Source organism: Segnochrobactrum spirostomi (assembly GCF_009600605.1).
In the GTDB taxonomy this organism is placed as follows: domain Bacteria; phylum Pseudomonadota; class Alphaproteobacteria; order Rhizobiales; family Segnochrobactraceae; genus Segnochrobactrum; species Segnochrobactrum spirostomi.
Window position 1 is genome coordinate 4,079,630 of record NZ_VWNA01000001.1, and the last position, 13,866, is coordinate 4,093,495.

At 67.5% G+C, this 13,866-nt stretch carries 12 protein-coding genes; 5 read left to right on the top strand and 7 right to left on the bottom strand.

Going from position 1 to position 13,866, the window contains the following annotated elements; all coding sequences use genetic code 11:
* Positions 1-20 precede the first annotated feature (20 nt).
* The 6 genes from F0357_RS18380 to F0357_RS18405 form a co-directional block, all read right to left on the bottom strand.
* Positions 21-1,265 (bottom strand): ABC transporter substrate-binding protein, encoded by a 1,245-nt coding sequence (locus F0357_RS18380; protein ID WP_153485608.1) that lies wholly within the window; start codon positions 1,263-1,265, stop codon positions 21-23.
* A gap of 25 nt (positions 1,266-1,290) precedes the next feature.
* On the bottom strand, positions 1,291-2,373 hold the full coding sequence (locus tag F0357_RS18385; protein WP_246161508.1) for a branched-chain amino acid ABC transporter permease: 1,083 nt from the start codon (positions 2,371-2,373) through the stop codon (positions 1,291-1,293).
* Entirely contained in the window at positions 2,370-3,368 is a 999-nt protein-coding gene (locus F0357_RS18390; protein ID WP_153485611.1) for a branched-chain amino acid ABC transporter permease, read from the bottom strand. Before F0357_RS18390 ends, F0357_RS18385 begins: the two co-directional genes overlap by 4 nt.
* A 159-nt stretch (positions 3,369-3,527) precedes the next feature.
* Positions 3,528-4,865, bottom strand: a complete 1,338-nt coding sequence (locus F0357_RS18395) for a metal-dependent hydrolase family protein (RefSeq protein WP_153485616.1) — start codon at positions 4,863-4,865, stop codon at positions 3,528-3,530.
* A gap of 134 nt (positions 4,866-4,999) precedes the next feature.
* A complete protein-coding gene (locus F0357_RS18400) occupies positions 5,000-5,779 on the bottom strand; it encodes an alpha/beta fold hydrolase (protein WP_153485619.1) in 780 nt (259 codons plus the stop codon).
* Positions 5,776-6,648, bottom strand: coding sequence for a fumarylacetoacetate hydrolase family protein (locus F0357_RS18405; RefSeq protein ID WP_153485621.1), 873 nt, complete (start codon positions 6,646-6,648; stop codon positions 5,776-5,778). Before F0357_RS18405 ends, F0357_RS18400 begins: the two co-directional genes overlap by 4 nt.
* A gap of 296 nt (positions 6,649-6,944) precedes the next feature.
* Between F0357_RS18405 and F0357_RS18410 the strand changes: the two genes are divergently transcribed.
* On the top strand, positions 6,945-7,652 hold the full coding sequence (locus tag F0357_RS18410; RefSeq protein ID WP_153485624.1) for a FadR/GntR family transcriptional regulator: 708 nt from the start codon (positions 6,945-6,947) through the stop codon (positions 7,650-7,652).
* A gap of 164 nt (positions 7,653-7,816) precedes the next feature.
* On the top strand, positions 7,817-8,782 hold the full coding sequence (locus F0357_RS18415; protein ID WP_153485627.1) for an SDR family NAD(P)-dependent oxidoreductase: 966 nt from the start codon (positions 7,817-7,819) through the stop codon (positions 8,780-8,782).
* Positions 8,783-8,902: 120 nt separating this feature from the next.
* Here F0357_RS18415 and F0357_RS18420 read toward each other — a convergent pair whose 3' ends face one another.
* Positions 8,903-9,223: a hypothetical protein gene (locus F0357_RS18420; RefSeq protein ID WP_153485630.1), complete on the bottom strand. Its 321-nt coding sequence runs from the start codon at positions 9,221-9,223 to the stop codon at positions 8,903-8,905.
* 606 nt (positions 9,224-9,829) lie between these two features.
* Between F0357_RS18420 and parC the strand changes: the two genes are divergently transcribed.
* The 3 genes from parC (at position 9,830) to pdhA (ending at position 13,864) form a co-directional block, all read left to right on the top strand.
* Entirely contained in the window at positions 9,830-12,076 is a 2,247-nt protein-coding gene (gene parC / locus F0357_RS18425; protein WP_153485638.1) for a DNA topoisomerase IV subunit A, read from the top strand.
* A gap of 122 nt (positions 12,077-12,198) precedes the next feature.
* Positions 12,199-12,546, top strand: coding sequence for an FtsB family cell division protein (locus tag F0357_RS18430; protein WP_153485642.1), 348 nt, complete (start codon positions 12,199-12,201; stop codon positions 12,544-12,546).
* Positions 12,547-12,691: 145 nt separating this feature from the next.
* Positions 12,692-13,864: a pyruvate dehydrogenase (acetyl-transferring) E1 component subunit alpha gene (pdhA, locus tag F0357_RS18435; protein WP_153485653.1), complete on the top strand. Its 1,173-nt coding sequence runs from the start codon at positions 12,692-12,694 to the stop codon at positions 13,862-13,864.
* Positions 13,865-13,866 lie beyond the last annotated feature (2 nt).

Genomic DNA, 13,866 nt, shown 5'->3' on the forward strand with positions numbered 1-13,866 from the left:
TGTGCCCGTCGATTCCACGGTCACTTGCAGTCCGGATTGTCGCGGGTGGCCGGGCCGATCTTCAGGAACTCGGCTTCGGGCTCGCCCAAGGTCTGGTTCACGTTCTCGTTGACCTTGATCACCTTGTTCACCAGCACGCCGTTCTGGTCCGCCACCTCGGTGACGAAGATGTCGGCGATGCCGTTGCGGTTGTGATCGAGCTTCACCGGACCCGTCGGCGTGTCGAACTGGAGCGTCGAGAGGGTGTCGCGCAGCTTCTTGCCGCCGTCGGAGAGATCGCCGTTGACCTTGTCGAGGGCGAGCAGCGCCGCGGTCGTATTGACGTAGTAGCCGTGGGCGAACAGGGAGGGCGACGGGAAGCCGTCCGGGAACGCGGCCTTGTAGTCGGCCTGGAACTTCTTCCAGCGCGGATCATCCCATGTATCGGCGGTCGGGCCGGCCGCCGGCGTGCCGACGATGGCTTTCGCCACGTTGCCCTTCGAGCCGAGCACGGTCTGGTCCACGGTGATCGAGCCGCCGACAAGCGGCGCGCTGCCGCCGGCCTGCTGATATTGGGTGAGGAAGTTGACTGCGTCGGCACCGCCGAGGGCGACGAAGATCGCATCGACGTCGTCGGGCAGCGCGGCGATCACGGAGGAGAAGTCCTTGTTGCCGATCGGCACCCAGAACTTCGCCGGCACCTTGCCGCCGAGCTTGCAGAACGGCACCATGAAGCCTTCCACCTGACTGTAGGGGAAGGAATAGTCTTCGGCGACCACCGCGACCTTGTGGTAGCCCTTCTCCTTGTAGACGTACTCGCCGAGGCCGGCCATCCACTGGGTGCCGTCGGTGGTGAAGCGGAAGAAGTTCGGCGCCGGATCGAACAGGGTGGTATCCTGCGCCGCCGAGGTGCCGTTGATGAAGGTCACGTTCGGCTGGGTCTTGGCGTAGTCCTTGACCGCGATGCCTTCGGACCCGGAGAGCGGCCCGATCAGGATCTGCACGCCGTCCTGCTCCACGAGCTTGCGGGCGGCCTTCACGGCGCTGTCCGGCGAGCCGTCGGACGAGGCCTGGATGATCTCGATCTCCTTGCCGCCGGCCTTGCCGCCGTGCTGCTCGAGCGCGAGCTTCAGGCCGCGCATGCCGTCCTCGCCGAGCACCGTGAAGGCGCCTTCGAGCGTCGCGAGCGCGCCGATCTTGATGGTGTTGTCGGCGGCGAAAGCGGTGCTCGCCATGAGCCCGGCGATGAAGGCAGCGGTGGCGAGGCTCCTCTTCAGGGTCGTCATGTTTGGTATCCTCCCGTTTTCGTTTTCATTTGTTCTTCGCGGATGCGCCGCGGCCCGGCGTCCACAGGGCGGTCTGGCGCGTCTTCGTCGCGATCCGTTCGCCGATGCCGACGATCCCGTCCGGCGAGACGAAGACGATGACGAGGAAGACGAGCCCGATCAGGGTGTTGAAGCGGTCGCTGCCGACCAGATCGGTGGCGAAGTTCTCCAGCAGGACGAACAGGATCGCGCCGAGGAAGGGGCCGATCGGCCGCCGGATGCCGCCGACCACCGCGACCACGAGCACGTCGATCGCGGCGTTGACGCCGACCGTGCCCGGCGAGATCTGCGCATTGAACCAGGTCAACATCACCCCCGTGGTGCCGGCGATCAGGCCGGCGAGGAAGAAGGCGAACACCCGGTGGGCGGCGACGTGGTAGCCGAGCGCCTGCATGCGGCGGGGATTGTCGCGCACCGCCTGGAGTGTCAGGCCGAAGGTCGAGCGCGCCGCATAGGTCGTGGCGGCGAAGAACAGCACCGCAAGTGCGAGGCTGAGATAGTAGAACGGCACTGGCGATCGCCAATCGACACCGAGCACCTTCGGCGGAAGAACGCCGTGGAAGCCGTTGAACCCGTTGAAGATGCCGTAGTTCTGGCGGACGAAGTAGAAGAACGCCGTCGCGACCGCCAGGGTGATCATGATCATGTAGATGCCGGCGGTGCGCACCGCGAGCATGCCGATCAGCGCGCTCGCCGTCGCCGCGATCAGGATCGCCGCCGGCACCGAGAGCCACCAGGGCCAGCCGAAGCCCATCACGCCCGACGCGTTGGTGCCGAGGATGGAGAGGGCATAGCCGGCGACGCCGGCGATCGTCATCTGGGCGAGGCTGACCATGCCGCCGTAGCCGGCGAGCACCATCAGCGACAAGCCGAGGGTGCCGAGCAGGAGCGCGTAGGCCCCGATCTGGAAGATGAAGAAGGGTGTCGCGACGAGCGGATAGAGAATGAGCAGCACCGCGGCGACGAGCCAGCGCCCGTCGATGCGGGCGAGCCAGACCGGCATCGCGGCGCCACCGGCGCGCAGCGTATCGGGGCGGTGGGCCGGGGAGGTGGGGTCGATCACGCTCATCGCGCCCTCCCCAGGATGCCTTGGGGCCGGATCGCGAGCACGGCGACCATGATGACGAAGGTCAGGATGACGCCGTAGGTCGGGAAGTAGGCGAGGCCGATCTGCTCGGCGAGGCCGACGAGGAGGGCGCCGACCGCGGCGCCGGTCACCGATCCCATGCCGCCGACGATGACGACGACGAGGGAGGCGAGGAGGTAGCGCACGTCCTCGCCCGGCGCGATCGAGAGCGCGGTGCCGCCGACGACGCCTGCGAAGCCCGCGAGCCCGGCGCCGATGGCGAACACCGCGGCGAACACCAAGTGGACGTTGACGCCGGTCGCCGACAGCATCGCCCGGTCGTCCACGCCGGCCCGGATCATCATGCCGATGCGGCTGCGATTGAGGAGGAGCCAGAGCGCGAGCCCGATCGCGATCGCCGCGACGAGCACGATGAGGCGATAGAGCGGATATTTCAGCATCACCAGCGAGCCGTCCGACTTCATCGCCGTGACGACCGGGGTCGTGACGGCGCCGTCGAGCCAGGTCGGGATCGCGAACTGGTAGGTGTTGCCCGACCAGATCGCGAGCATCAGGTCCGCCGCGACGATCGAGATGCCGATCGTCACCAGCGTCTGGCGCAGGTCGTCGCCCTCCATGCGGCGGAACACCAAGACCTGGAGCAGCAGCCCCGCGATCGCGCCGGCGAGGAAGCCGGCGGCGACCCCGAGCAGCCACGAGCCGGTCGCCTCGGCGGTCGAGTAGCCGATATAGGCGCCGAGCAGATAGAGCGAGCCGTGGGCCAGATTGACGTTGCGCATCAGACCGAACACCAGGGTGAAGCCCGACGCGACGAGGAAATAGAGCCCGGCCACCGTGACGCCGTTGAAGATGGTCGTGACGAACAGCTTCTTCGGTCCGACCGCGGCGACGAGCCAATCCGGCCACACGGCCAGAAAGAGCCAGACGACGAGCGCCGCGACGACGATGAGCGCGATCGTCCTGAGCGGATGCGTCATGACATCACCAAGACCGGCTCCACGAGGGCCAGCTTCACCGAGACGGGTGTCATCGAGACGGGCTTCACCGAACTGACCTCACCGGAACGGGACCGAGCGGAGCGCGCCCTCGCGGACGGCGTCACCACGGGCATCCTTGACGAGAGGGGGCGGCGGCGCTCACGCCGTGAGCCGCCGCCGCGCTTCCTGGACCTGCGGCTTCTTGTGGAACTTGCCGTCCTTCATGATGGCGAGGAGGCGAGTGTGGTCCTGCAGGATGCGGACGTTTGCGATCGGATCGCCGTCGACGAGCAGCATGTCGGCGAGGAAGCCCTCTCGGATCTGGCCGAGTTCCTCGCCCATGCCCATGATCTGGCCGCCGTACCTGGTGCCGGCGAGGATCGCCTCCATCGGCGAGAAGCCGAGAAACTCGACGAAATATTCGAGATCCCGGGCGTTGGTGCCCTGGGGCGTCCAGGCGAAGCCGTAATCGCCGCCGATGAGGATGCGGATGCCGCGCCGGTGCATCTTCTTCATGGTGTCGACCGCCATCGCGAGCTCGCGCTCGTAGAGGTCGGCGACGCGCGAGCCCGGCTTGATGCCGTATTCTTCCGCGTTGCGGGCGGTCCGGATCAGCCAGGCGAGACCCGGGGCCACGAAGTGCCGTTCCTTGGCAGCCTCGAGCAGGTCCAGTGCCTCCTCGTCGGCGAACGAGGCGTGGTAGATGTTCTGGATGCCGTGGCGGACGCACTGCTTGACGGATTCCGACGAGCGGGCGTGGGCGGCGAGCACGAGGCCGCGGGCCTTCGCCTCGCGCACGGCCATCGCGACCTCCTCCTCCGACATCGGCGTATCTTCCGCCCGCATGCCGGTGATCTCCTCGCCGGAGAGGTTCAGCTTGATCGAGTCGACGCCGTATTTGATGAGGGTGCGCACCGTGCGGCGCACCTCCTCGGGGCCCGACACCACGATGCCGAGATTGAGCCCCTCGTGCGGGATGTGGGAGGGCGCGGAATCGCCCAGGCCGCCGACCGTGGTGATCTCCGGTCCCGCCGCGGTGTAGCGCGGGCCCGGCAACCGGCCCTGATTGATGAAGTTGCGGATGACGACGTCGAGCCGCGGCTTCGCCGCCGCCGCGCCGCGCCCCGCCGTGAAGCCGGCATCGAGCACCAGCTTCGCCATCTCCGCCGTGACGAGGATGTGCTCCTCCGGCGGCATCATCTGGATCGGGTCGATGCCCGGCGCGTTGTTCCAGGAGAGATGCAGGTGCGCATCGATCAGGCCGGGCATCAGGGTCGCGCCCATGCCGTCGATCACCGTCGCGCCGCCGCCGGCGGGCCGGCCGAAGCGCTGCGAGCCCCGGGTGATCGATTTGATGCGGTTGCCCTGCACCAAGACTTCGCCGGTGTAGGGATATTCGCCCGTCCCGTCGAGGATGCGGACATTGGTGAAGAGCACGCCGTCGCCATCGCGGCCGTCGCTGCTCCAACGGGATCCGTAGCTGCCATTGTCGGCCATCGTGGTCTCCTCCCGAAACCAGCGGGCGTTCGTGCCGTCCTCATTTTCGAGGTCCGGCCCGTCGTCGTTCTTGTCGTTGTTTCGGCGGCCCCGCCGGACCTTGTCGCGGTCTCGTGCGAGGCGCCGTCTTCGGCTCAGCGCTCGGCGCGGTTCAGGAACTCGCCGAGCGCGCGGTTCACGATCTCCGGTTTTTCGACGGTGATCCAGTGCCCGCAATCGGGAACGATCGTTACGCTCGCCCCGGCGATGCGGTCGCCGAGCGCGCGCGCCATGGCGGGCGGCGCCACGACGTCCGCTTCGCCGGTCATGAGCAGGGTCGGCACCGAGATCAGCCGGACGTCGACGGCGGTTGCGGCGGCGAGCGCCTCGCAGCTCTTGGCGTAGCCCTCCGGCGGCTGGCGCATGACACTCTCGCGCACGAAGGCCGTAATGACCGGGTTCGCCTCGCGGCTGCGCGCGGCGACCGCGTTCGCCGCAATCTGATCCGCGATCCCCGCGAGGTCGCCGCCGCGCGCCGTGCGGGCGCGGTTGGCGAGGCCGGTGCGCGCCGCCTCCGGCGGCTCCGTGAGCGCGCCGAACAGGGCCAGCGACTGGACGAGGCCCGGGTCGTCGACCGCGATGCGCTGGCACACGAGCGTGCCGAGGGAATGCCCGACGAAGTGGGCGCGCTCGACGCCGAGGGTGCGCACGGCCGCGGCCACGTCGGCGGCGAAGCTCTCGATCGAGGGTGGCTCGTGCGGCACCGGCGAGCGGGCCGATCCCGGCAGGTCGACCCGGATCGCGCGGCGGGGCCCGAGCGCCGGGAGTTGCGGCGTCCAGGTGTTGGAGCTGCCGCCGAGGCCGTGGATGAGGACGACGGCGCGGCCCTCTCCGGTGACTTCGGCGACGATGCGCGCCGTGCTGACCGTCGTCATGCGCGCCACTCTGCGAAGGCGTTCTCGAGCACGCCGATGCCGGCGATCTCCACGCGCACCACGTCGCCGGGCACGAGATATTTCGGGGGCGTGTAGCCGATGCCGACGCCGGCCGGCGTGCCGGTCGCGATCACGTCGCCCGGCTGCAGCGTCACGCCGGCGGAGATAGTCGAGACGATGGTCGGGATGTCGAAGATGAGGAGCCCGGTGTTGGAATCCTGGCGGAGCTCGCCGTTGACCCAGCAGCGGATGGCGGTGTTCGAGACGTCGAGTTCGTCACGCGTCACGGCCCAGGGGCCCATCGGGCAGAAACCGTCCTGGGACTTGCCGATGAGCCACTGGCTGTAGCGGCCCTGGAGATCGCGGGCGGTGACGTCGTTGACGATGGTGTAGCCCCAGACATGGTCGAGCGCGTCGGCCTTCGCGATGCCGCGGCCGCCCTTGCCGATGATGACGGCGAGCTCGGCCTCGTAATCGATCGCCGACGACACGCTGCGATCGATCATCACCCGCGCACCGGCCGGCACGACGGTCTCCGGCACCTTGGAGAAGATGATCGGCTCCTTCGGCACGGCGCCCTGTGCGGCGCTCGAATCGAAGCCGGACTTCGAGAACTCGTGGGCGTGATCGAAATAATTCTTGCCGACGCAGAAGATGTTGCGGCGCGGGCGGGGGATCGGCGCCTCGAGGTCCACCTCGGAGAGGGCGATGGGCGAGAGCAGGGCCGGCCGGCCGGCGCGGCCGATCAAGGCGAGCACGCCTTCGGCAGCTTGATCGATCGGCAGATCGAACGGGGAAATGGTCTGCCGCTCGCTGTCGACGATGCCCACGCGACGTTCTCCGCCGACGCGGAACGTGGCAACCCTCATCTGCGCCTCCCTTGGACCATTAATGGCCCAACTCATGTTCTTATTTGAGCCATGATAGGTCCATTTTTTTCGACCGCGCAAGGATGCATTTGAGAATTTTCAGAGGGATTGGCTCTGCGGCTTTCAGGCCGATTCAATCGAATGGCATCCAACTCTCTGTAAGGAAACGACTTTATGTGCGCATAGCGCTGCCGGACGTGTGGGGAGATGCGGGGGCGTCGCATCTCGCGGACCGGTGGACGGCAATCAAAGGTCGTGATAATTGGTCCATCAATGGTTCCTGAATGGGAGGGCCAATGTCCCGCTTCGTCGCCGCCGATATCGCCCGCTCGTTGAAATCGCGCATCGCCGCAGGCGAATGGGCGGACGGTCGGCCGATTCCGGCTGAGCGTGATCTCGCGACGACGTTCGGCGTCGCCCGCAACACGGTGCGGCGGGCCATGGCGCTGCTCGAGGAGGAGGGCGCCGTCGTGCGCCAGGTCGGGCGCGGCACGTTCCCGGTGCAGCCGCCGGACGGCGAGATCGCGGCGCTCGTCAATCGCATGGCGGGCGCGAGCCCGGCCGACATGATGGAGATCCGCCATCTGCTCGAGCCGGCCGCGGCGGCCTTCGCCGCCACCAACGCCTCGGTCGCCGAACTCGACGCCCTCATCGAGGCCCATCGCGCCGGGTGTGCGGCGGTCGACATGCCGTCCTTCGAGCATTGGGATGCCGAATTTCACCACCGCATCTTCGCCTGCTCGCGCAACCAGCTCCTGAAGGAGCTTCACGAGCTCATCCGCGTGCTGCGCAATCAGAGCCCCTGGTTCGAGATGAAGAAGCGGTCCTTCTCGGAGGAACGGCGGCTGCTCTATTGCGAGGAACACGAGGCGATCGTCGAGGCGCTGCGCCGCCGCGATGCGGAGGCCGCCCGCCGCGCCATGAGCGCTCATCTCGAGACGGTCGGGGCCAACCTTCTGGGACGCGGCAACGGTTATGCCGGGGGCGCCGCCCGCGAGCGGTGACGATGCCGTTCTGAGATGCCGCGCGGCTCGCGGCGATGGGTGCGGAGGAGGCATCGCCCTGCACCTTGCGAGGATCGGGCAAGAGGTCGGTTGGATCGGGCGGAGCGGCGCGCGGGTCGGGCTCCTATCTCCGCAGCGTGCACTTCGCACCGGAGAAAACGATCATGACGAAGACCTTCGGCGAACGCTCGACCACCGACGAGGTGCTCGATGGCGTCGATCTTCACGGCAAGCGCGTTCTGGTGACGGGGGTCTCTGCCGGCCTCGGGGTCGAGACGGCGCGGGCCCTCGCGGCCCGGGGCGCCGACGTCGTCGGGGCGGCGCGCGATCTCGACAAGGCGCATCGCGCCACCGAGGCCGTGCGGGCGGCCGCCGCAGCCTCCGGCGGGAGTTTCTCGACCGTCGAACTCGACCTTGCGTCGCTGGCGAGCGTCCGCGCCTGTGCCGACGCGCTGGTGGCCGACGGGCGGCGCTTCGACGTCGTCATCGCCAATGCCGGCGTGATGGCCTGTCCGTTCGGACACACCGCCGACGGGTTCGAGACCCAGTTCGGCACCAACCATCTCGGCCATTTCGTTCTCGTCAACCGCATCGCCGGGCTGATCAACGACGGCGGCCGGCTGGTGAACCTGTCCTCGGCCGGCCATCGCTTCGCCGATGTCGACCTCGACGACCCGAACTTCGAGCGCACGCCCTATGCGGAGTTCGTCGCCTATGGACGCTCGAAGACGGCGAACATCCTGTTCGCGGTGGAATTCGACCGCCGCCATCGCGATCGCGGCGTCCGCGCCGCGGCGGTTCATCCCGGCGGCATCCAGACGGAGCTCAGCCGCCACATGAGCGCGGAGGCGCTCGACGCGCTCGTCGAACGCCTCGACGCGTCGCAGAAGGCCGCCGGCCAGCCGCCGTTCCGCTTCAAGTCGATCCCGGAAGGGGCTGCGACATCGGTCTGGGCCGGGTTCGTCGCGTCGGCGGAGGCAGTCGGCGGGCATTATTGCGAGGATTGCCACGTCGCCGAGATCGCGGACATCGGCGAGTTGCGCGGCGGCGTCCGCTCCTATGCGCTCGATCCCGAGCACGCCAAGGCGCTGTGGGCGAAGAGCGAGGAGATGGTCGCCGAGCGCTTCTGACGGGAGCGCCTGCCGCTTCGAGCGGTCGCAAACGCGAGGAGCGGGCCTTCCGGTTGGGAAGGCCCGCTCACCAGCGAGCGCGGGGGCGGGGTGGGAACGCCCCCGGCGCGGCCAGCCTTTTCAGAAGAGGCTCTTGAAGTCGTCCCAGGCGCCTTCGGCATCGGAGGCGACGGTCCCGACGACCGCGCCGACCGTGCCGCCGGCGAAGCCCCCCGCGGCCGCACCGGCGGCGATCTCGCCGGCTGCCGTGGTGAGGACGACCGGCAGGCCGACCGCGGCGGCAGCGCCCACCGCTTCGACGCCGACCGCGGCGACGGCCGCGGCTCCCACAGCCCCGCCGGCGATGCAGCCGATTTCCGTGCCGTTGAGGCCGCCGTTGACCGAAGCTAGCGCGCGGTCGTTCAGGGTGCGATCGTTCAGGGTGATGGTGTTGATCGACATTTCATCCTCCATCGAGGTTCGGTTTTTGCGAGGAAGGATCGACGTCTCCACCCGCGAAGAGGCTGGCTGCCTCGAAGAGGGTGGCTCGTTGGGAGCAGGGCGCCGCATCCTTGTCAGATGGGGCGAAGACGGTCGGGGCCAAACCGGAGGGTTGCCGGAAACGCCGGCAGCGCGGGCGGGAGGTCGTCGAGAGCTTCGTATTGATCCGCCCGGAACGTCGCTATTCGCGGGCGGCTCTTCAAGAAAGGATTGGTATATTGCACGGGATCACGCAGCATACCGGTCCTCTCTTCATCCTGTCTATTTCGTGTTTGCAGTCTATGTTCTCGTGTCCCCCGTCGTCGTTTCGATGAAGATGAGAATACGCCGGTACCGATCGCGGTCAAGCTGCGTCGAAGGGTTAGATGCGAATGTGTCGCAAGTTTAATCCTGCGGTTAGGCGGCGGTCAGGTTTGCGTCGAGGGCGGGGTTTGTCCGCCCGCCGGCCCGCGGTTTCGCACCCAGTGCGCTCCCCAGGCGCTCCGTTCCGTTTCGGGCCTGCGACACGGTGGGAGGCGTGGCCAAACCTCGCTTGCCCCCTCTTTGTTCTCCCGGTATTCCGGTTGCATGGGCAAACAGGTGATTCCGCCGGGCGGTGAAGGCTCGATCGAGAGCGTCGATCTGCGCGAGGCGCTCGAGGAGCGCTACCTCGCCTACGCCCTGTCGACCATCATGCACCGGGCGCTGCCCGACGTGCGCGACGGCATGAAGCCGGTTCACCGGCGCATTCTCCATGCCATGCGCCAGCTCCGGCTCGATCCGACCGCGGCGTTCAAGAAGTGCGCCCGCGTCGTCGGCGACGTCATCGGCAAATATCACCCCCACGGCGACCAATCGGTCTACGACGCGCTCGTGCGCCTCGCCCAGGACTTCGCGGTACGCTATCCGTTGGTCGACGGGCAGGGCAATTTCGGCACGCTCGACGGCGATAGCCCAGCCGCCATGCGGTATACCGAGGCCCGCCTCACCGATGTCGGCGCGCGCCTCCTCGAAGGCATCGACGACGACGCGGTCGATTTCCGCGACACCTACGACGGTTCCGAACAGGAGCCGGTCGTGCTGCCCGGCGCCTTCCCGAACCTGCTCGCGAACGGTTCGACCGGCATCGCCGTCGGCATGGCGACCTCGATCCCGCCGCACAACGTCGCCGAGATCGCGGAAGCGGCGCTCCTGCTCATCCGCAATCCGGCGACCGACCTCGATGCGCTTCTCGCCCATGTGAAGGGGCCGGATTTTCCGACCGGCGGCATCATCGTCGAAAGCCCCGGCTCGATCCGCGAATCCTACCGCACCGGCCGTGGCTCCTTCCGCGTCCGCGCCCGCTGGGAGAGCGAGGACCTCGGCCGCGGCACCTGGCAGATCGTCGTCACCGAGATCCCGTTCCAGGTGCAGAAGGGCAAGCTCGTCGAGCGCATCGCCGAGCTGCTCGAGGCGAAGAAGCTGCCGCTGCTCGGCGACGTGCGCGATGAATCGGCCGACGACGTGCGCCTCGTCCTCGAACCGCGGGTGCGCACCGTCGATCCCGTCCTCTTGATGGAATCGCTGTTCCGTCTCAGCGACCTCGAAGTCCGCGTGCCGCTCAACATGAACGTGCTCGTCGGCGGGCAGGTGCCGGCGGTGATTGGCCTCAAGGAGGCGATCCAGCACTGGCTCGACCACCGCAAGGTCGTGATCGTCCGCCTCGCGCGCCACCGGCTCGAGAAGGTCTCGCACCGGCTCGAGGTGCTCGACGGCTTCCTCATCGTCTATCTCGATCTCGACCGGGTGATCCGCATCATCCGCGAGGAGGACGATCCCAAGGCCGAGCTGATCGTGGCCTTCACGCTGACCGACGTGCAGGCCGAGGCGATCCTCAACATGCGTCTCCGCAGCCTGCGCCGGCTGGAGGAGATGGAGATCCGCAAGGAGCACACCGCCTTGAGCGCCGAAAAGGCGAGCCTGGAGGCGCTGATCGCCGACGAGAAGGCGCAGTGGAAGAAGGTCGCCGACGAGGTCAAGGTGCTGCGCAAGGTCTACGGATCGGAGACGCCGCTCGGCAAGCGCCGCACCGATTTCGCGGCGGCGCCGGAAGCCCCGACCGTCGACATCCTCGAGGCGATGATCGAGCGCGAGCCGATCACCATCGTGGTCTCCGAGCTCGGCTGGGTCCGCGCCCTCAAGGGGCACGTTCAGGATCTCTCCACCGTCGCCTTCAAGCAAGGCGACGCCCTCAAATGGGTGCTGCGCGGCGAGACGACGGACAAGCTCCTGGTGCTTTCCACCGGCGGCAAGGTCTATACCCTCGGTTGCGACAAGCTGCCGGGCGGGCGCGGCCACGGTGAGCCGATCAAGCTGATGGTCGACATGGAGCAGGGCCAGGAAGTGGCCCACGTCAAGCTCCATCGCTCGGGCGGCAAGGTGCTGATCGTCTCGAAAGAGGGCAGGGGATTCGTCGCCGCTGAGGACGACATCCTCGCCAACACCCGCAAGGGCAAGCAGGTCCTCGGCGTCGACGAGGCGTGGCCGGCGATGCTCATGGTGGCGGTCGAGGGCGACATGGTCGCGACCATCGGCGAGAATCGGAAGCTTGCGATCTTCCCGCTCTCCCAGGTCACCGAGATGACGCGCGGCCGCGGCGTCCGTCTGCAGCGCTACAAGGACGGCGGCCTTTCCGACGTCAAGACGTTCTCCGGCGCCGACGGTCTCACTTGGATCGATGCGGGCGGGCGCACCCACACCCGCAGCCTGGACGATCTCAAGGATTGGACGAGCGACCGCGGTGCTGCCGGCCGCCTGCCGCCGCCGGGCTTCCCGCGCACCAACCGCTTCGCGTGACGCCTGTGCGCCGACCCCGTGTCGGTGGGATTTCCGGGGTAACGGAAACGTTTCGTTAAGCGAACTTGGCGACGATGGCTCATCGTCCGCGGCGTCGGTCTTCCGTCTCGAGTCTCAGTCTCATGGCCACCCGGCAGCGCAAGCGCTCCTTCCTCCGCCATCTCGTCATCCCGGTGATGTCGATTCTCGTGGTGAGCTATTTCGGCTACCACGCGGTGACCGGCGATCTCGGGATGCGGGCGCGCGAGCAGATCGAGGCGGACATCGCCCGACTGACGGCGGAGCGCAACGGCGTGATCGCGGAGCGCATGGCGCTCGAAAAGCGCGTGGCGCTGCTGCGCGCCCAGTCGATCGATCCGGACCTGCTCGACGAGCGCGCGCGGGCGCAGCTCAACATGGTCAATCCGGACGATATCGTCATTTTCCGCTCGAGCCTGCACAAGCCGCTCGCCGCCACCGCCGGGCTCTGAATCGGCCGCTTTTGCTGAATTGCCGGCTTAGGGACAATGTCCTTTCAGCGCGGCTGCTATGCATTTGCGCGGCCTTGGATTGTCCATATCGCTCGGATAAGGTTGCCGCCGCGCCCTTGGGAGGGACGTTCGGAGAGGTTGTTGCATGGCTGTAGCCAAGACGACGCGCACTGGCGCGGCGACCACGAAACGTATCCGCAGCAGCGCTGAAGAGGGTTCCGACACCGCGCTCGACGCGCCGAAAGTACGTAACATCGGGTCCACGAAGGCCGCCGCAGCGACCGCGCCGCGCGCCAGCAAGAAGTCGGCCCCCGTCGCCGACGCCACGGCTTGGGAGCTTTCCCCTCCGCCCCCGGTCGAGTTCACGAAAGAGCAGGACCTCGCCGCCTATCGCGAGATGCTCCTGATCCGCCGCTTCGAGGAAAAAGCCGGCCAGCTCTACGGCATGGGCTTCATCGGCGGCTTCTGCCACCTCTATATCGGTCAGGAAGCGGTCGTCACCGGCATGCAGCTCGCGCTGAAGCCGGGTGATCAGGTCATCACCGGTTACCGCGACCACGGGCACATGCTCGCCTGTCAGATGGACCCCAAGGGCGTCATGGCCGAATTGACCGGCCGCCGCGGGGGCTATTCCAAGGGCAAGGGCGGCTCGATGCACATGTTCTCCGTCGAGAAGGGCTTCTTCGGCGGTCACGGCATCGTCGGCGCCCAGGTCTCGCTCGGCACCGGCCTCGGTTTCGCCAACCGCTATCGCGGCAACGACAACGTCTCGATCACCTATTTCGGTGACGGCGCGTCGAACCAGGGTCAGGTCTACGAGAGCTTCAACATGGCGAAGCTCTGGAACCTGCCGGTCGTCTACGTGATCGAGAACAATCACTACGGCATGGGCACGAGCGTTCAGCGCGCCTCGTCCACCACCGACCTCTGCCACCGCGGCCGCTCGTTCGGCATTCCGGGCATCGCGGTCGACGGCATGGACGTGCGCGCCGTGAAGGCCGCCGCCGATCTTGCGGTCACCCATGCCCGCAAGGGCGAGGGGCCCTATATCCTTGAGATGCTGACCTATCGCTATCGCGGACACTCGATGTCCGACCCGGCGAAGTATCGCTCGAAGGAAGAGGTGCAGAAGATGCGCACCGAGCACGATCCGATCGAGCAGGTGCGTCACCGCCTCATCGAGAACAAGTGGGCGAGCGAGGACGATCTCAAGGCGATCGACAAGGAGATCCGCGACATCGTCAACGAAGCCGCCGAGTTTGCGCAGACCAATCCCGAGCCGGATGCGTCCGAGCTCTGGACCGATATCGTACGTTGAGG